This is a genomic window from Gordonia sp. CPCC 206044, assembly GCF_048537895.1.
Classification (GTDB): domain Bacteria; phylum Actinomycetota; class Actinomycetes; order Mycobacteriales; family Mycobacteriaceae; genus Gordonia.
The window spans coordinates 1-17,840 of the sequence record NZ_JBCLVL010000025.1; the positions used below are offsets into that span (position 1 = coordinate 1).

Consider the following 17,840-nt stretch of genomic DNA (forward strand, 5'->3'; position numbering starts at 1 on the left):
ACGTCTACTCCATCCCCACGCCCACCGCCACGAGGTGTCTCACCACCATCCTGGCAACCGACGAGCCACACACATTTTTGACTGGACGTTCCGCGTTCTGACGGCGGGCGGCACCGGCGGGTCCGCCGGTGCCGCGGCTCTCAGCGGGCGGGGTGATCGTCGTCGGCGCGAGTCCCGAGGAACTCGAAGCCGCGGTAGCCATCGGCGGCGACGTCGCCGAGGATGTCGCGGTACACGCCGAACCCGCCGACGAACGGCATGAAGATCCGTGGTTTGCCCGGGATGTTGGCGCCGAGGTACCACGAGTTCGCCTGCGGCATCAACGTCTCCGCAGCACGTCGGGAGCATTCGTCGACCCACCCGTCGACGGCGGCGCCGGTCGCCTCGATCCCCTGGCGACCCGCCCGCCGGGCACTCGCCATCGCGTCGGCGATCCAATCGACGTGGAGTTCGGAGTGCAGAACCATGTTCGCGAGCACCGACGGGCTGCCCGGGCCGGTCAGGTTGAACAGATTCGGGAACCCGTTCACGCCGAGCCCCAGGTAGGTCCGCGGACCGGCGTCCCACGCCTGCTTGAGGGTCTGGCCACCCCGGCCGACGATGTTGATGCGGTCGAGGGAGCCCGTCATGGCATCGAAGCCGGTGGCCAGCACGATCGCATCCAGGTCGATCGACCGCACCCCGATGTCGATACCGGTCCGGGTGATACGTGCGATGGGCGTCTCACGCAGATCCACGAGGTGGACGTTGTCGCGATTGAAGGTCTGAAAGTAGTTGTCGTCGGTGCAGATCCGCTTGGCCCCGATCGGATGGTCCCGGGGGATCAGTTTGCCGGCGACCTCCGGATCGTCGACCACCGCACGGATCTTGTTCTCCCAGAAAGCCCTTGCCGTGTCGTTCGCAGCGGCGTCGGTCAGCTGGTCCGGAAATGTCTTGCTGAACAGGACACCACCGAGACGCCACCGCTCCTCGTATGCCCGGCAGCGTTCCTCCTCGGTCACCTCGAGCGCCGACGACGGATGCGCCCGGTGCGGCGAGCCGCCACCACTGTCCATCGACAAGCGTCGCCGCTGCGCGTACCCGGCCTTGTACGCCGCGCGCGTCTCGTCGTCGATCGGGTGGTTGCCCGCCGGGATGCTGTAGTTGGCGCTGCGTTGGAACACCTCGAGATGTTCGGCCTGTTCGGCGATCCGGGGAATCGCCTGGATCCCCGACGAACCGGTACCGATCACACCGACGCGGAGACCGGTGAGATCCACGCCCTCGGCAGGCCACGCGGACGTGTGATGGATGCTGCCCGTGAACGAGTCCAGACCCGGGATCTCCGGAACATTCGCGCTCGACAGCGGCCCGAGCGCCGTGATGCAGTATCGGGCCTCGACCTCGTCGCCGTCATCGGTGCGCACCCGCCAACGCAGGGACACCTCATCCAGGCTCAGATCGACGACCCGCGTGTTGAACCGGATGTGCTGCAACAGATCGAACCGGTCCGCGACGTGCTCGAGGTAGCGCAGGATCTCCGGCTGCGTGGCGTACTTCTCGGTCCAGTCCCAATCCTGTTGGAGCTGTTCGTCGAACGAGTACGAATAGTCGATGCTCTCCACGTCGCATCGGGCTCCCGGGTAGCGATTCCAGTACCAGACACCGCCGACGCCGCCACCGGCCTCGTATCCCTGCACCGTCCACCCGTCGGTGTGGAACCGGTGCAGCGCGTACAAGCCCGCTATACCCGCGCCGACGACCACCACGTCGACGATGCGCGGCGATCGGTCTGCTCGGGGTTTCGGTGTGTTCACGGTCGGGGGCCTTCCGGTCGTCGGACTACTGCATCGCAGATCACTGGGCGCCGACGGTAGGCCGCGCGATACGACGACCAGAACCCGTTTCTCCCGCTGATCGGCCCACCGCCGGACAGAGCCGCGCGGGCCTCCCGATCATCGGGAGACCCGACCGCCGTACGACGCAGGCTCCCCTAGCGTCGGCGACAGTTTCGTCGAAAGGGAGCGACATGCAATGGGACGATGAGGTCGATGTACTCGTGGCGGGATCGGGAGGTGCCTTGTGCGGCGCCTACACGGCCGCGCGCGAGGGACTACGGGTGGCCGTCGTGGAGGCCACCGACAAGTTCGGCGGTACCACGGCGTATTCGGGTGGCGGTGGGATGTGGTTCCCATGCAATCCGGTGTTGCAGCGCGCCGGGACCGACGACACCATCGACGCCGCGCTCGAGTACTTCCACGCTGTCGTCGGTGACCGGACCCCGCGCGAACTCCAGGACACCTACGTCCGCGGTGGCGCGGGCGTCATCGAGTATCTGGAGACCGACCCGGCGTTCTCCTTCGACATGTATCCGTGGCCGGACTACTTCCGTGCCGCGCCCGGTGCCCGCCTCGACGGGCAACGGCACACCACGCCCACACCACTGCCCGCCGACGAACTCGGCGAACTCCGCGATCGGCTGCGCGGCCCGCTGGACACCGACCGCCTCGGCGCCGCGCCACCCGACCTGCTCATCGGTGGCCAGGCACTCATCGGCCGGTTCCTCAAGGCTCTCAGTGCTTTCGACAATGTCTCGCTGCACCTCAACTCACCGCTCGTCGACCTGATCACCGACGACGGACGAGTCGTCGGAGCCGTCATCGAGCGCGACGGTGTGCGCCAGACGATCCGGGCGCACCGCGGGGTTCTCCTCGCCACCGGCGGCTTCGAGCAGAACCAGGCGATGCGCGACCGCCACGGCGTACCGGGATCGGCCCGCGACACGATGGGGCCGTGGGGAAATCTCGGTCACGCCCATCGCGCCGCCATGGCGATCGGTGCAGGAACCGACCTCCTCGACCAGGCATGGTGGTCTCCGGGGATGGTCCATCCCGACGGCCGCGCGGCATTCGCACTGTGGTTCACCGGGGGGATCTTCGTGAATCAGGAGGGCAAGCGGTTCGTCAACGAGTCCGCCCCCTACGACCGTCTCGGTCGTGCCGTCATCGAGTCGACGGAGAGCGGGACCGTCTCCCTGCCCTACTGGATGATCTACGACGACGCCGATGGCGCCGTACCGCCGGTGCAGGCGACCAATGTGTCGATGGCGCCCACCGCCGACTACGAGAACGCCGGTCTGTGGCACACCGCCGACACGCTGGAGGAGCTCGCCGCCGCGATCGGCGTGGACCCCGTCGGACTCGTCGACACCGTCACCCGCTTCAACAAGATGGTCGCCGACGGCGTCGACACCGACTTCGGGCGTGGCGACGAGGCCTACGACCGGGCGTTCTCCGACGGCGCGACACCACTGGCCGCCATCGACCAACCGCCTTACCACGCAGCAGCTTTCGGGGTGTCCGATCTCGGCACCAAGGGCGGGCTGACCACCGACACCGCGGGTGCGGTCCTCGACGCGGCCGGCGACCGCATTCCAGGGCTCTACGCAGCGGGTAACACGATGGCCGCGGTCAGCGGCACGGTGTACCCAGGTGGCGGCAACCCGATCGGCGCATCCGTGCTCTTCAGCCATCTCGCCGCGTTGGACATGGTCGCGACCACCACGGCGAACGGTCACACCGACGACACCATCGACATCGAGGAGAGCAAATGATCTCACCGGATGTGATCCGTTCCCGGGTCACCGACTACCTGAGCGCCGTCGCCGGCGGCCGGACCGCCGACATCACGGCCCTCTACGCCAGAGGCGCCACCGTCGAGGACCCCGTCGGGTCCGAAGCCCGGCAGGGCCTTGCCGCCATCGAGCAGTTCTACGGCGCGCTGCAGGGCGCCGACTGCGACACCGAACTCCTGCGCCTACGGGTCGCAGGCGACACCGCGGCCTTTCACTTCCGGGTGACCACGCGCACGCCCGACCAGACGATCACCGTGGAGCCCATCGACGTCATGACGTTCGACGACGACGGGAAGATCACCAGCATGCGCGCCGTCTGGTCACCCGACGATCTCACCGTCGAACCGCGATGACGGGGGCAGCCATGAACATCGACGATTGGGACCGCGAGGTCGATTTCCTGGTGGTGGGCAGTGGCGCCGGTGGTCTCACCGGAGCACTCACCGCGGCACATGCCGGGTTGTCCACCGTCATCATCGAGAAGGCGTCCGTCTTCGGTGGGAGCACGGCGCTGTCCGGCGGCGGGGTGTGGATTCCCAACAACCCGGTGCTGCGGCGGGAGGGCATCGTCGACTCTAGGCAGAGCGTGCGTGCCTATCTCGACTCGCTGGTCGGCGATCACGTACCGCCAGAGAACATCGACGCCTTCATCGACGCCGGACCTGAAATGGTCGAGTTCCTCGAGAACGTCGGTCCGCACATGCGATTCCAATGGTGCCCGGGCTACTCCGACTATCACCCGGAGAACCCCGGCGGGCGGGCCGAAGGCCGCTCCATCGAGCCGCTCCCGGTCGATCTGAAGCGCCTGGGTGCCGACGAGGAGCTGCTGCGGCCGGCTGCGCTGGCCACGCCACCCGGACTGTTCATCACCTCGAAGGACTTCGTGTCGCTGAACATGGTGATGCGTACGTGGAAGGGACGGCGCACGGCGCTGGCCACCGGTTTGCGTGCGATCAAGGCCCTCGTGTTGCGCCGCCACATGGACACCCTGGGACGGGCGTTGGTCGCCCGACTCCGCCTGGCGGTCAACGACGCCGGTGTCCCACTCCTGCTCGACACCCCGATGCAGTCGTTGATCACCGACGAGAGCGGCACCGTCATCGGGGTCCTCGCCGAACACCGCGGAGAGCCGGTCCGCATCCACGCCCGAGCCGGCGTGCTGTTGGCCACGGGAGGCTTCGAGCACAACCACGAGATGCGCAAGCGCAACCTGCCCACAGGTGGGCGCGACGACTACAGCGCCGCGTCGGCCGACAATACCGGTGACGGCATCGTCGCGGGTGTGAAGGCCGGGGCGGCAACCGATCTCATGGACGACGCCTGGTGGATGCCCTCCTTCCAGCGGCCGGACGGCATCAATCAGGTTCTGGTGTCCGAGCGGTCCATTCCGCGCTCGATCATCGTCGATCAGCACGGACGCCGGTTCACCAACGAGGCAGCGCCCTACGTCACCTTCGTCCACGCGCAGATCGCCGGCGGGCACGAACCCACGTGGTTCGTCTTCGACAAGACGGCCAAGGCCCGCTACCCCGTCGGCGGGATCATGCCGGGTCAGCCGTTCCCGAAGGACTGGATCACCACCGGTCTGGTCCACGTCGCCGATTCGCCTGCCGCACTCGCCACGGCGGTCGGTGTCGATCCCGAGGCGTTGACCGAGACCCTCGACCGCTACAACGGTTTCGCACGCGCAGGTCACGATCCGGCGCACGGCCGCGGGGCGAGCGCGTACGACAACTACTACGGCGATCCCAGCCTGCCGCATCCGACCCTCGACGTCCTCGACCGAGCACCGTTCTACGCCTTGCGCGTTCGCGCAGGCGACCTGGGTACCAAGGGAGGGCTGGTGTACAACGCGTCCGGACAGGTACTGCGCGAGGACAGCTCGGTGATCGACGGACTGTACGCGACCGGCAACACCTCGGCCGCGGTGATGGGCACCGACTATGCCGGGGCAGGGGCGACCATCGGACCGGCGATGGTGTTCGGCTACGTCGCCGCCCGCCACGCGGCCGCGCGGAGGTGATTCGCCGATGCAGGAACTGACCTGTGACACATGCCGAACCACGGTCCTCGTGGAGAAGTACAGCCCCAGTCACACCAGCGTGCAATGGCTCGACGACGCCGCACATGTCTGTCCCGAGTTCGCCCGACGGGTTGCCGCAGGTGAGCACGTCAGTGCGATACCGACCTGTCCCGCGCTGCGTCGATCGATCGAGGAGGCGACCCGCGCAGGTTCGATCGCCACCGACACCCAGCGAACCGAACCCGTGCGCGGCGACCTGCGCGCCGCACGCACATCGTGACAAGGAGAACCCCATGACGACATCGACATCGACATCGAACGAGGTGATCACCCATTCGTTGGACACCCCCAAGGGTGTCCTCCGCTACCACGAGGCCGGGCGTGGCCCGGAGCTGGTGATGCTGCACGGCTCCGGCCCCGGGGTCACCGGCCTTCGCAACTTCGGCGGCAATCTGGATGCCTTCACCGACCACTTTCGTTGCCTGGTGCTCGAATTCCCGGGCTTCGGAGTCAGTGACGACTTCGGCGCGCACCCGATGACGACGGCTCTCGAAGCCGTCGAGATCTTCGTAGAGGCGTTGGAACTCGACCGTGTCGCGATCATCGGGAACTCCATGGGCGGTGGCGTCGCACTGAGTTATGCGGCCCGCCACCCCGAGATCGTCGACCGACTCGTGACGATCGGTGGGATCGGCAAGAATCTGTTCAGCCCCGGGCCGAGCGAGGGCATCCGCCTGCTGCAGGAGTTCACCGACAACCCGACGCGCGAGCGGTTGGTTCGGTGGCTGCATTCCATGGTCTTCGATCCGGCGCTCATCACCGACGAGTTGATCGAACAGCGGTGGGAGCAGGCCACCGAACCGGGCACGCTCGCGAGTGCCCGGCGGATGTACGGCTCAGAAGCCTTCGCCGCGATGATCGCCGCCATGGACAACTCCGACACCGCCCCGCCGTGGTCGATGCTGCATCGGGTCAGCGCGCCCACGCTCCTCACCTGGGGCCGTGACGACCGGGTGAGCCCGCCGGACATGGCCCTGATCCCGATGCGGACCATCCCGAATGCCGAGCTTCACGTGTTCCCCCGGTGCGGCCACTGGGCGATGATCGAGCAGCAGAACGCCTTCGAGAACGTAGTGCTCGCCTTTCTGCGGCGCGAGATGCCCGCAGTCACCGGGTAACCGCGCCTCGACATTTCGAACACACGACAACGGTGGCCGGACGCGCGGAGCGTCCGGCCACCGTTGTGTAGGCGACGATCAGGCTGCGCCGAGGGCCTCGACGGGCCCCGCGATCGGTTCACCCGCGCGACGTGGCATCGCCAACGTCGCCAGCACGCCGGCCACACAGACCGCCGCGCCGATCACGAAGGCCACCGTGAATCCGTCCGTGTCGTAGAAGGCCGTGCCCTCGGCGACGGTCACGATGTGCGAGTTGTTGAGCACCGTGAACGCCACCACGGACAGGATCGCCGGAAACGCGCTCTGGCTGACCGCCACGATGCCGGCGGTGGTCGCCTGCAACTGTGGCGAGACCGCCGCGATGACGAGGTTGGGCACCGACGCGTACGCGATGCCCTGTCCGAATCCGAGGACCACCGCGGCCAGGATGATGGTCGATTTCTCCGAATGCGCGAGCGCCGCGACCACGAGTCCGATGGCCATGCTCGTCAATCCGACGAGCATCAGGAGTCGAGGCGCAACACCACGTCCGGCGAGTACGCCGACCAGAACGCCGCCGACGACGATGGCCACCACCATGGGCAGTTGGAACACCGCGTACTGTTCGGCGCTGAGACCCCAGCCGTATCCGAGCCCCATCATGCCGGGAACCATGACCATCATCGGCACCAGAACCGCGAACAGTCCCGAGATGCCGTAGGCCACACCGGCACTCACGGTGGTGAGGTAGACGGAGCGGCGGCGTAGCACCGCGAGGTCCACGAGCGGTTCACGAATCCAGCGGGCGGAGACGATCCAGGTCGCGAGCAGCACCGCACCACCGATGAGATAGGTCAGTGTCGAGGTGGCGGTCCACCCCCAAGTCGGGCCGAAGCTGATGGCGACGAGCACCCCGGCAAGGCCCGCAGCGAGCAGGACCGCACCGACCACGTCCACCGATGTCTTCACCCGCAACGGCGATTCGTCGACCGTGACCAGGATGCACACCCCGATGATCGCGACGCAGGCACCGAGGAACCAGAAGATCGCGCGGAACCCGAAGTCGTCGATCAGCCATCCGGTGAGGAACGGAGCGGGGACCGCGACCAGGCCCATGCCGGTGGTCGCGATGCTCACGGCGAGCGCAACCGCCTTGGGCGGGAAGATGTCCCGGATCAGCGAGTAGCCCAGGAACAGGCAGGGCACCAGGAAACCGGCCATCGCGCGCCCGGCGATCATCACACCGTAGTTCGGTGCGATCGCCGAGAGCAGGCATCCCAACGTCGCCAGCACGACACAGCTGAGCAGCAATAGGCGCTTGCCGTAGAGATCGGAGAGCCGCCCGATCAGAGGCGCGGTCACCGCACCGGTGAGCAGGAACGCGGTCAGCAGCCAGGCCCCTTGCGTCGTGCGGTAATGCGTGACGATGAACGGCAGTGCCGTCGAGATCATCAGGTAGCTGATCGCGAGGATCTCCAGCAACAAGACGATCGAGATCAGTCCGAGTACCAGGCGGGGTGTCCAGGTACCCGTGTCATCCGACGAAGGCGTCACACTCGACTCCTCGGCGGGGATGGGATGAACAGGCATCGCGTACCTTCCATGAACGGCCGGGCATCGCGCCGACCGTGACCAGCGAACACCACCGGATGTGGTGCCAGTCACATCACATAGCCGGGGGTGTCCCCGCACCAGGCCATGGTCCGCTCCGCGGGAGGAATTCACACCTGGTCAGATGGCCAGTGACACAACGAAAAAGGCGCGCCTCCCCAACCGCAGGAGGCGCGCCTTCGCGACACGACTTCGTCAGAGCGCGGTGGCCCCGGCGTCGACCGGCAGCGTCACCGATGTGATGTAGCGTGCCTCGTCGGAAGCCAAGAAGAGCGTGGCGTTGGCGACGTCCACCGGCTCGACCCACGGGATCGGCAGCATGTTCATGGTGCGCGCGGCCTCGGCGAACTCCTCACGCGTCGGGTCGGCCAGATCAGGACGAAATGCCGCCCGCACCGCGGGGTTCTGGATCATCGGTGTGTCCACGTTCGTCGGGTGCACCGTGTTGACCCGACTACCGTGGGGCGCCAGCTCTTTCGCCAGCGAGCGCATCAGACCGACCACACCGTGCTTGGCCGCGGTGTAGTGCGCCACCCCGAGCAGACCACGCAGTCCCGCAATGGAACTCGTGAGTACCATCGATCCGCCGCGCTGCTCGATCAGATGCGGCACCGACGCCTTGCACGTCTGCCAGACGCCGGTCAGATTGACGTCCAACATGGTGCGCCATTCCTCCTCCGTGAGGTCGACGGCCGCCCCCTTCGACGTGATGCCCGCGGTTGCGCACACGATGTCGAGCCGCCCGAGCGCCTCGACCCCGCCGGAGACCACCTCGCGTAGTCGTGCGCCGTCACGGACGTCGACCTGTGCCGCGATCACCCGTGCTCCGAACTTTTCCGCAAGCACCGTGGTCTCGTCGAGATCCTGGAGATCCGCCGGCGGGGTCACGGTGGTGTCCACCTGCGCGCAGATGTCCACCGCGATGACGTCGGCACCTTCCTCGGCCAGACGGAGCACCTGAGCCCGCCCCACGCCGCGTGCAGCACCGGTGACGAGTGCGACCTTGCCCTCGACGCGTCCCATCACGCCACCTTCGCCAGAAGTCCGGCATCGACGACGATGCTGGTGCCCGTGACGTACCGCGCGTCGTCGGAGAGCAGGAACAACACGGCGTTGCTGACGTCGCGTGGGCCGACCCATGCGACGTCGAGCAGCGTGCGGGACGCCAGGACTTCTGCTGCGTCGTCCTCATCCGGTGAGTCGAGATCGGGACGCAACTTGGCGTAGACGGAATCGTTGAGGATCATCGGCGTTCCCACCGACCCCGGGTGCACCATGTTGACCCGAATCCCCTGCGGGCCCAGCTCGTTGGCGAGCGTCTGCGCGAGCCCGACGACACCGTGTTTGCCTGCGCAGTAGTGGGCGGTGCCGGCGGAGCCCTTGACCGCATTCGTCGACCCGACGATCACCACAGTTCCCCCAGCGGTCATCTCCGGCACCGCCGCCTTGACCGTGTGCCACACCCCGGTCAGATTGATGTCGAGGGCCCGGTGCCATTCACTGTCGTCGAGCTCCCACGAATTGCCCGCGGCCGGATAGATTCCCGCGTTCGCCACCACCGCGTCGAGTCGGCCGAAACGCGTCACACCGTCGGCCACGGCCGCCGACATCTGATCGAAGTCCCGAACATCGGCAGACCCGGTGACACAAGTGCCACCGACCCACTCGACCTCCTCGACGGTCCGCGCGAGCCCCTCGGCAGCGGATTCGAGGTCGACAGCCACGATCGTCGCGCCCTCTTCTGCCAGGCGCACGCAGTGGCTTCGCCCCATCCCCTGCGCCGCACCGGTCACGAGGACGACACGATCGAGCATGCGATTCATCGGCTTCTCCCATTCACGTGTGTGCACGGCGCGAACGTAACGGCCTGCACGCCAACGGCGCCGAACCGATTCCCGCTGAGCGGGCAGTCCTGCGGAGCCTCCCGTCCAGCAGAACCTCCACTGTCGGACAGCACCCGAGCGCGCCGACGATGAAGCGCCGACAGCGTAAGGAGACAACGTGACGACGATCGAATTCTCAGCGGCGCAGACCCGCTCGGCGTTCATCACGGTGCGCCGCGTGATCGCGGAGACCTCGGATGCAAAGTCCATCGAATTCGACGTGCCGGCGGACCGTGCCGATGACTTCGACGCCCGCCCAGGCCAGTTCGTGACACTGCGCGTCCCGGACGAACACGGCGAACCACTGGCACGGTGCTACTCGCTCTCAGGCACTCCGATGACCGGCGATCCGCTCACCGTGACCGTCAAGCGCGTGCGCGGGGGACGCGCATCGAACTGGCTCTGCGACAACGCGGTCGAAGGCATGACGCTCGAAGCACTGCCCCCTGCCGGAACGTTCACGCCGACGTCGACCGACGACGATCTACTCCTGTGGGGCGCCGGGAGCGGAATCACGCCACTCATCTCGATTCTCCGCGCAACGCTGGCGGGAGGTCGTGGACGGGTGACCCTCGTCTACGCGAATCGCGATGCCGACTCGGTGATCTTCGGCGACCACCTGCGCGATCTGATGCTCCGGTATCCCGACCGCCTGGTGGTGGCGCATTGGCTCGAATCGATGCAGCATCTGCCCAGTGCGGAGGGGCTCGCGACATTTGCCGCAGCCCACCCGACGCGACATTCCTACATCTGCGGGCCTGCCGGCTTCTCCTCGACCGTGCGTGCCGCACTCGATCTCGCCGGCGTCGCGCCGCACCGGATCCACACCGAGGTCTATGCCTCCCTGACCGGCGATCCGTTCGCCCCGGCCCCCGCCGCCGACGATCCGGACGAGGACACGGTGACCGTCGAGGTGGAGACGGCAGGCGAACGACACACGATTCACTGGCCACGACGGCTGAGCCTGGTCGACGCGATGACCGCACAGGGTGTGGACGTGCCCTACTCGTGCCGCGAGGGACAGTGCGGGACGTGCGCGTGCACGGTGGTCGACGGGGACGTCACGATGATCGACACCGGCGTCCTCGACGAGGACGACGTGGCCGCCGGATACGTTCTCGCATGCCAGGCCCGGCCGCTCGGCGATTTCGTGAGAATTCGGTTCTGACGTGCCCACCGTGACATTCCGGGACCGATCCTCCCGACCTGGTTCGACGCACCCTCTGGCGCGCCATTTCTGTAACGTGTTCTAATTCAGAGTGAGAACACGTTCCACCCGTGTGGCATGAAGGGACTTCGATGGCCGGCGCGACCGAACCAACAGGACAGCAGACTCCAGAGACCTCCGCTGACCAGGGCGAATCCGCCCAGGTGACCGAGGGCGAGACCTACGACGTTGTCGTCGTCGGCGCCGGCGCGGCCGGACTCAGCGCGGCGATCACGGCCGCGGCCAGCGGACTCAAGACCGTCATCATCGAGAAGTCGCCGTACTGGGGTGGCTCGACGTCGCGGTCCGGCGGCGGCGTGTGGATCCCGAACAACTCGATCCTCAAGCGCGACGGAGTCGACGACACCGTCGACAAGGCCCGCGAGTACGTGCACGCCATCATCGGCGAGCACGCCTCCCCGGAGCGGATCGACACCTACATCGACCGTGGACCCGAGGCGCTGGATTTCCTGATGAAGCACGCGCCGCTGGACCTCGAATGGGTCAAGAACTATTCCGACTACTACCCGGAGGCGCCCGGCGGGCGGCTCGGCGGGCGCTCCGTCGAGCCACGGCCGTTCGACGCCCGCAAACTCGGCGACGATCTCAAGACGCTGCATCCGCAGTACACCAAGGCCCCGCTGAACATGGTGGTCCTGCAGTCCGATTACCGCTGGCTGAACACCGGCATGCGGCATTGGCGCGGCCCCCTGCGCATGGCCAAGGTCGGCGCCCGCTTCTTCTGGGCCCGTTCGCGCGGCAAGAAGCTGATCGCGATGGGTGCCGCACTCGCCGCCGAACTGCTCCTCGGCGTGCGACAGGCAGGCGTCCCGCTGAAGTTGAACACCGGTTTGTCCGACCTCCTCACCGAAGACGGTCGCGTGACCGGCGTGATCGCCGAGTCCGACGGCAAGACCTTCGAGATCCACGCCCGCCAGGGCGTCATCCTCGCCTGCGGCGGATTCGAGCAGAACGCGGAGATGCGCCGCAAGTACCAGCGTGACCCGATCGGCTCGGACTGGACCACCGGTGGTGCGTGGAACACCGGCGACGGCATCAACGCCGGACTCAAGATCGGCGCCTCGGTCTCCCTGATGGACGACGCGTGGTGGGGGCCGACGATCCCGCTACCGCGGGGACCGTGGTTCGCCCTCTCGGAGCGGTCGGTGCCGGGCACCTTCATCGTCAACACGCGCGGTGAGCGCTTCATGAACGAGTCCCTGCCCTACGTCGAAGCCGTCCACCAGATGTACGGCGGCGACTTCGGCCAGGGCGACGGCCCCGGCGACAACGTGCCGAGTTGGCTGATCTTCGACCAGACCTGCCGCAACCGGTATCTCTTCGCCGGAATCAATGCACGCCAACCACTTCCGAAGAAGTGGCTGGAGTCGGGTGTGGTCGTGAAGGCAGGCAGCATCCGCGAGCTGGCCGAGAAGACCGGTCTGCCCGCCGACGCCCTCACGCACACCACCGAACGGTTCAACGGGTTCGCCGCGTCGGGCGTCGACGAGGACTTCCATCGTGGTGAGAGCGGTTACGACCACTACTACGGCGACATCACCAACAAGCCGAACCCGAGCCTCGGCGCCGTCGCCAAGGCGCCGTTCTACGCCGTCAAGATGGTCCCCGGCGACCTGGGCACCAAGGGTGGCATCGACACCGATGCGGCCGGGCGCGCACTGCGCGCGGACGGCTCGGTCATCGACGGCCTCTACGCCGCGGGTAACACGAGTGCACCGGTCATGGGCCACACCTACGCCGGCCCCGGCGCCACCATCGGCCCGGCCATCGTCTTCGGCTACCTCGCCGCCCTCGACGCCGCGAGCAAGTCGTCGGCGTCGGCCTCCGCCTCGAGCACGTCAGGAGCCTGATCCATGCCCATCGACCCGTCTGTTGCGGTCGGCGCCGAACTGCCCGAGTCCACGTTCGAGTGGTCGGCCTCGGACGTCGCGCTCTATCACCTCGCGGTCGGCGCCGCCGCCGACCCGATGGACGTGACCGGACTGGCCTACGTCGACGACGTCGCACCCAAGGTGCTCCCCACCTTCGGGGCCGTCGCACCGTCATTCCACATGACCGAGGCCCCCAAGGTCGTCTATCCGGGCATCGACATCGACCTGGCCAAGGTCGTGCACGGTAGCGAGAAGGTCACCCCGCACGGCCCGATCCCCGCGAGCGGTAAGGCGACGAGCCGCACACGGATCATCGAGGTCCAGGACAAGGGTTCGGCGGCGGTGATCATCCTCGAAGCGGTCGTCTCCGACGACGCGGGCACCGAACTGTGGACCACCGAGTGGTCGATCTTCGCCAAGGGCGAGGGCGGTTTCGGCGGTGAACGCGGCGAGTCGGCAAAGGTCGCCTACCCCGACCGCGAACCCGATCATCGACTGACCGTGCCGACCCTGCCTCAGCAGGCCCTCCTGTACCGCCTGTGCGGCGATCGCAATCCGCTGCACTCGGATCCGAAGTTCGCAGACGACGCGGGATTTCCGCGACCGATCCTGCACGGCCGGTGTACGCACGGGTCGGTCTGCCGGGTGGTCACCGATGCCGTCCTCGGCGGCGACGTCACCGCCGTTCGCTCGTACTCGGCGTCGTTCGCGGGCGTGGTGTTCCCGGGCGAGACCCTCGACGTCAATGTCTGGGACGAGGGTGAACAGTTGCTGATCACGGCCACCGTCGCCGACCGCGACAACGCGCCCGCACTGGGCAACGTGGTGCTCACCACCAACCGCTGACACACGTCGGCACCGTTGTGGCGCAGCTCAACTGCGGGGCAGCAGCGCCACCAGACCGCGCAGTTCGTCCTCGCTCGGGATGATCCGTTCGAAGACGATGCGATAGAGCAGGTATCCGGTCCAGCTGTCGACGACGGTCTCCACGGGGACCGTCGTCGACAGCTCGCCGCGTTCCATCCCACGACGCAGTAGTGCGATGCCGGGTGCCGCCCGCGCCCGAAGGATGTCTCTCAGTTCCCGCTCGCCTTCCTCGCCGCGCTCGGCCAGGGCCGCGGCGACCACCGACGGATCACCAAGCAGCGTCAGCGTCTCGACCAGCGCACGCAAGTGCACGAAGGCATCCTCGGTCACCGACCCGGTATCCGGCGCCTCCGGGGCTGTCAGTTCCGCCCGATACGCATCGGTGATCACCGCCGCCTTCGTCGGCCAGCGCCGATACACCGTCGCCTTCCCGACGCCTGCGCGTTCGGCGATCGACTCCATGCTCACGTGGTGATAGCCCAACTCGTCGACCAGATCTCGCGTCGCAGTGAGGATGCGGGAGTCCAGCCCCGGATCCCGTGGCCGACCCCGGCCCCCACCCGTCGATGCGCGCACGACCATGCCCACCTCCCCAAGGAATAACGAGACCCGATGTCTCGTTATTCTAGTCATGTGACCCGCCGCGCCGACGGGCCGCGGTGAATCATCACAGGAAGGTGCCCCACCATGACCACACGTTTCGCCGACAAGGTAGTTCTCATCACGGGAGCGGGATCCGGTCTCGGACGTGCCGCCGCCACCCAGGTCGCCGCCGAGGGTGCCTCGCTCGCCCTCGTGGACATCAGCGAACGCGGGCTCGCCGAGACCGCTGCCGAGATCGCCGAGGTCGCGCCGGACGCCGAGGTCCTCCAGGTCACCGCCGACGTCAGCAACGAGTCCGATGTCGAACGGTACGTCGCCGAGACACTCAAGACATTCGGACACATCGACGGCTTCTTCAACAACGCCGGCATCGAGGGCAAGCAGAACCTGACCGAGGACTTCGGCACCGACGAGTTCGACAAGGTCGTCTCCATCAACCTGCGCGGAGTCTTCCTCGGCCTCAAGCACGTTCTCGCAGTGATGAAGTCCCAGGGATCGGGCACCGTCGTCAACACCGCGTCGGTCGGCGGCATCCGCGGTGTCGGCAACCAATCCGGTTATGCCGCAGCCAAGCACGGCGTCGTGGGACTCACCCGAAACTCGGGCATCGAGTACGGCGAGTTCGGCGTCACGGTCAAGGCCATCGCGCCCGGAGCGATCATGACGCCGATGGTCGAGGGTTCGCTCAAGCAGATGGACCCGGAGAACTGGGAAGAGGCCGGACGCCAGTTCGTCAGCGTCAACCCGATGAAGCGTTTCGGCCGCCCCGAGGAGGTCGGACACCTGGTGGCCTTCCTGCTCTCCGACGAGGCGTCGTTCATCAACGCCACCGTCATCCCGATCGACGGCGGGCAGTCCGAGAAGTACTGACCCACCGCAGGATCTGGACCAGACCAGATCCTCCTACACCCCACCGCCCTTCCTTCGCAGCGCCGTGGTCGCCTCCGCCGACCACGGCGCTGCCGTCTGCGCGGCCCCTGCCAAACAGCTCCGATGCCCTCTCCCGCACCCATCGATCAGACCGATGAGACCATTTACCGAAAGGTATACCGCAATACCTTCTGTTAGTGATACGGTTCACAGCTGACAGGGCAGTTCGACTCCACAGCCAGGGCGAACCGCCGACGTGAGACCACGGCGTGGGACAACGGCGATCACACGTCAGTCGGGTCGAGGACGGCATCACATCAAGCGGAGGGGCGGGATGGCCACGACACACCTCGGACCACAACCCACGGGGGAGATGACGGAGCTTCGAAGCGGCGCACAGACGGCGGCCCTGCCGAGACAGACCGACCCGTCCGCGCTCTCACCTCTCCCGCAATCGACCCGCCGACCCGGGCGGATCGCGACGAGCATCGACACCTTTGGGCGGGCGACCCGGATGAGCGTTGCGACGGTGACCGTCGGCGTCGGCGACCTCGCCCACGGCAGACTCCAGTGGCGCGAGATCCTCCGCCAGGCCTGGTTCATCGTGACGGTGACGGCAATTCCCGGGATACTCATGGCGATCCCGTTCGGTGTGATCGTCTCCGCACAGGTCGGCAACCTCGTCTACCAACTCGGCGCCAACTCGCTCATCGGTGCGGCCGGTGGCACCGGCGTCATCAAACAGGGCGCGCCCGTGGCGACCGGACTCCTGCTCGGCGGCGCCGGTGCCGCGGCGATCGCGGCTGACCTCGGTGCCCGCACGATCCGCGAAGAGGTCGACGCGATGCGGGTGATGGGCGTCGATCCGATCAGCCGACTGGTCGTTCCTCGCGTGGTGGCGACGATGATCGTCGCTCCGCTGCTGAACATCCTCATCCTTGCCGTGGGCATCGTCGCCGGCTACATCGTCGCCGTGTCCTTCCTCGATGTCGCCCCGGGCAGCTACTGGATGTCGTTCGGCGCCTTCACATCGGGAGTCGATGTCTGGGTGTCGGTGATCAAATCGTGGGTGTTCGGATTCCTGGTGGTGGTGATCGCCTGCCAGCGCGGCCTCGAGGCACGTGGCGGCCCGCGCGGGGTGGCCGACGGTGTCAACGCCGCCGTCGTCCTGTCGGTGGTCGCCACGATGGTCGCCAACACCGCGATCACCCAGGTGGTCAACATGTTCTTCCCGATGAGGATCGGCTGACATGGCCTCCTCCTATGTTCCCGGGCCGTTCCGGGCGTTCGCGACGATCGGCAGCCGACTCCGCCCGATCAGCAGACTGGATGCGATCGGATACGCGATCGCCTTCTGCTGGCAGACCCTCGCGTCGATACCGTTCACGTTGCGCCACTACAGAACTCATGTGATGACGATGATCACCGACATGACCTGGGGTCGCGGATCCCTCATCGTGGGCGGCGGCACCGCGACGCTGATGCTGGTGCTCGGTGGAGCGGTCGGCGCATCGATCGGCATCGAGGCATACACCGCACTCAACATGGTCTCGCTGGGTCCGCTCAGTGGCGTCATCTCCGCATTCGCCAACACCCGCGAGATGGCCCCCATCGCGGCCGGAGTCGGTTTCGCCGCGCAGGCAGGCTGCCGGATGACCGCCGAGATCGGCTCGATGCGAATCTCGGAGGAGATCGATGCCATCGAGGCACTCGGGGTCCGCTCGGTCGGATTCGTCGTCAGCACGCGCGTCATCGCCGGCGTGGTGGCCATGGTCCCGACGTTCCTGATCGCGCTGATCATCGGTTACATCTCGGCTCGGATCATCGTCACCACGTTCCACCAGGAGGCCAGTGGCGTCTACAACCACTACTTCACCCAGTTCGTCAGCGGATCCGACATCGTGGCGGCGGTCATCAAGGTGTTCGTCTTCACCGTTGCCGTCATCCTGATCCATTGTTACCAAGGGTTTTTCGCGACCGGCGGCCCAGAAGGTGTCGGGGCCGCCTCGGGCCGCGCCATCCGCGCCAGCCTCGTCGTCATCATTGCCCTGGACATGATCGCCACCATCGCCCTGTGGGGATTCAAATCCCCCTTGACCTTCACCGGATGACAC

At 67.0% G+C, this 17,840-nt stretch carries 16 protein-coding genes; 11 read left to right on the forward strand and 5 right to left on the reverse strand.

The genetic code is table 11. The annotated features are described in order from the left end of the window. Positions 1-140: 140 nt before the first annotated feature. Positions 141-1,796: a flavin-containing monooxygenase gene (locus tag AAFP35_RS25315; RefSeq protein ID WP_419224448.1), complete on the reverse strand. Its 1,656-nt coding sequence runs from the start codon at positions 1,794-1,796 to the stop codon at positions 141-143. 212 nt (positions 1,797-2,008) lie between these two features. Between AAFP35_RS25315 and AAFP35_RS25320 the strand changes: the two genes are divergently transcribed. The 5 genes from AAFP35_RS25320 to AAFP35_RS25340 are packed head-to-tail and all read left to right on the forward strand — an operon-like array spanning position 2,009 to position 6,814. After that, complete coding sequence (locus AAFP35_RS25320; RefSeq protein WP_419224449.1) at positions 2,009-3,592, forward strand: FAD-binding protein; 1,584 nt, start codon at positions 2,009-2,011, stop codon at positions 3,590-3,592. Then, on the forward strand, positions 3,589-3,966 hold the full coding sequence (locus tag AAFP35_RS25325) for a nuclear transport factor 2 family protein (protein WP_419224450.1): 378 nt from the start codon (positions 3,589-3,591) through the stop codon (positions 3,964-3,966). The genes AAFP35_RS25320 and AAFP35_RS25325 overlap by 4 nt, the downstream gene beginning before the upstream one ends. Further along, positions 3,963-5,636, forward strand: coding sequence for an FAD-dependent oxidoreductase (locus tag AAFP35_RS25330; RefSeq protein ID WP_419224451.1), 1,674 nt, complete (start codon positions 3,963-3,965; stop codon positions 5,634-5,636). The genes AAFP35_RS25325 and AAFP35_RS25330 overlap by 4 nt, the downstream gene beginning before the upstream one ends. Positions 5,637-5,643: 7 nt before the next feature. Further along, complete coding sequence (locus AAFP35_RS25335; protein WP_419224452.1) at positions 5,644-5,916, forward strand: hypothetical protein; 273 nt, start codon at positions 5,644-5,646, stop codon at positions 5,914-5,916. Between the two features lie 13 nt (positions 5,917-5,929). Further along, entirely contained in the window at positions 5,930-6,814 is an 885-nt protein-coding gene (locus AAFP35_RS25340; RefSeq protein WP_419224453.1) for an alpha/beta fold hydrolase, read from the forward strand. 78 nt (positions 6,815-6,892) lie between these two features. Here AAFP35_RS25340 and AAFP35_RS25345 read toward each other — a convergent pair whose 3' ends face one another. From AAFP35_RS25345 to AAFP35_RS25355, 3 genes are all read right to left on the reverse strand, one after another. Further along, a complete protein-coding gene (locus tag AAFP35_RS25345) occupies positions 6,893-8,383 on the reverse strand; it encodes an MFS transporter (RefSeq protein ID WP_419224454.1) in 1,491 nt (496 codons plus the stop codon). A 216-nt stretch (positions 8,384-8,599) separates the two neighbouring features. Continuing rightward, positions 8,600-9,427, reverse strand: a complete 828-nt coding sequence (locus AAFP35_RS25350) for a mycofactocin-coupled SDR family oxidoreductase (protein WP_419224455.1) — start codon at positions 9,425-9,427, stop codon at positions 8,600-8,602. Next, entirely contained in the window at positions 9,427-10,227 is an 801-nt protein-coding gene (locus tag AAFP35_RS25355) for a mycofactocin-coupled SDR family oxidoreductase (protein ID WP_419224483.1), read from the reverse strand. The genes AAFP35_RS25350 and AAFP35_RS25355 overlap by 1 nt, the downstream gene beginning before the upstream one ends. Positions 10,228-10,405: 178 nt before the next feature. Between AAFP35_RS25355 and AAFP35_RS25360 the strand changes: the two genes are divergently transcribed. From AAFP35_RS25360 to AAFP35_RS25370, 3 genes are all read left to right on the forward strand, one after another. Next, the gene (locus AAFP35_RS25360) at positions 10,406-11,455 is read left to right on the forward strand and encodes a 2Fe-2S iron-sulfur cluster-binding protein (RefSeq protein ID WP_419224456.1); all 1,050 of its coding nucleotides are present in this window, start codon (positions 10,406-10,408) and stop codon (positions 11,453-11,455) included. Between the two features lie 131 nt (positions 11,456-11,586). After that, positions 11,587-13,365: a 3-oxosteroid 1-dehydrogenase gene (gene kstD / locus AAFP35_RS25365; RefSeq protein ID WP_419224457.1), complete on the forward strand. Its 1,779-nt coding sequence runs from the start codon at positions 11,587-11,589 to the stop codon at positions 13,363-13,365. Positions 13,366-13,368: 3 nt separating this feature from the next. Next, positions 13,369-14,232 carry a MaoC/PaaZ C-terminal domain-containing protein gene (locus tag AAFP35_RS25370; protein ID WP_419224458.1) on the forward strand — a complete coding sequence of 288 codons (864 nt, stop codon included), beginning with the start codon at positions 13,369-13,371 and terminating at the stop codon, positions 14,230-14,232. Between the two features lie 27 nt (positions 14,233-14,259). Here AAFP35_RS25370 and AAFP35_RS25375 read toward each other — a convergent pair whose 3' ends face one another. After that, on the reverse strand, positions 14,260-14,829 hold the full coding sequence (locus tag AAFP35_RS25375) for a TetR/AcrR family transcriptional regulator (protein ID WP_419224459.1): 570 nt from the start codon (positions 14,827-14,829) through the stop codon (positions 14,260-14,262). Positions 14,830-14,940: 111 nt separating this feature from the next. On the opposite strand from AAFP35_RS25375, the gene AAFP35_RS25380 reads away from it, so the two are divergent. The 3 genes from AAFP35_RS25380 (at position 14,941) to AAFP35_RS25390 (ending at position 17,837) form a co-directional block, all read left to right on the forward strand. Continuing rightward, positions 14,941-15,726: an SDR family oxidoreductase gene (locus AAFP35_RS25380; RefSeq protein WP_419224460.1), complete on the forward strand. Its 786-nt coding sequence runs from the start codon at positions 14,941-14,943 to the stop codon at positions 15,724-15,726. Positions 15,727-16,099: 373 nt separating this feature from the next. Beyond that, the gene (locus AAFP35_RS25385) at positions 16,100-16,975 is read left to right on the forward strand and encodes an MlaE family ABC transporter permease (RefSeq protein ID WP_419224461.1); all 876 of its coding nucleotides are present in this window, start codon (positions 16,100-16,102) and stop codon (positions 16,973-16,975) included. Between the two features lies 1 nt (position 16,976). Next, complete coding sequence (locus AAFP35_RS25390) at positions 16,977-17,837, forward strand: ABC transporter permease (protein ID WP_419224462.1); 861 nt, start codon at positions 16,977-16,979, stop codon at positions 17,835-17,837. Positions 17,838-17,840: the final 3 nt, after the last annotated feature.

Excerpts from the sequence above, each read along its gene's own strand:
- AAFP35_RS25355 (WP_419224483.1), bottom strand. The coding sequence starts at position 10,227 with ATGAATCGCATGCTCGATCGTGTCGTCCTCGTGACCGGTGCGGCGCAG.
- AAFP35_RS25385 (WP_419224461.1), top strand. The coding sequence starts at position 16,100 with ATGACGGAGCTTCGAAGCGGCGCACAGACGGCGGCCCTGCCGAGACAG.
- AAFP35_RS25340 (WP_419224453.1), top strand. The coding sequence starts at position 5,930 with ATGACGACATCGACATCGACATCGAACGAGGTGATCACCCATTCGTTG.
- AAFP35_RS25370 (WP_419224458.1), top strand. The coding sequence starts at position 13,369 with ATGCCCATCGACCCGTCTGTTGCGGTCGGCGCCGAACTGCCCGAGTCC.
- AAFP35_RS25335 (WP_419224452.1), top strand. The coding sequence starts at position 5,644 with ATGCAGGAACTGACCTGTGACACATGCCGAACCACGGTCCTCGTGGAG.
- AAFP35_RS25380 (WP_419224460.1), top strand. The coding sequence starts at position 14,941 with ATGACCACACGTTTCGCCGACAAGGTAGTTCTCATCACGGGAGCGGGA.
- AAFP35_RS25350 (WP_419224455.1), bottom strand. The coding sequence starts at position 9,427 with ATGGGACGCGTCGAGGGCAAGGTCGCACTCGTCACCGGTGCTGCACGC.
- AAFP35_RS25320 (WP_419224449.1), top strand. The coding sequence starts at position 2,009 with ATGCAATGGGACGATGAGGTCGATGTACTCGTGGCGGGATCGGGAGGT.
- kstD (WP_419224457.1), top strand. The coding sequence starts at position 11,587 with ATGGCCGGCGCGACCGAACCAACAGGACAGCAGACTCCAGAGACCTCC.
- AAFP35_RS25330 (WP_419224451.1), top strand. The coding sequence starts at position 3,963 with ATGACGGGGGCAGCCATGAACATCGACGATTGGGACCGCGAGGTCGAT.
- AAFP35_RS25390 (WP_419224462.1), top strand. The coding sequence starts at position 16,977 with ATGGCCTCCTCCTATGTTCCCGGGCCGTTCCGGGCGTTCGCGACGATC.
- AAFP35_RS25345 (WP_419224454.1), bottom strand. The coding sequence starts at position 8,383 with ATGCCTGTTCATCCCATCCCCGCCGAGGAGTCGAGTGTGACGCCTTCG.
- AAFP35_RS25325 (WP_419224450.1), top strand. The coding sequence starts at position 3,589 with ATGATCTCACCGGATGTGATCCGTTCCCGGGTCACCGACTACCTGAGC.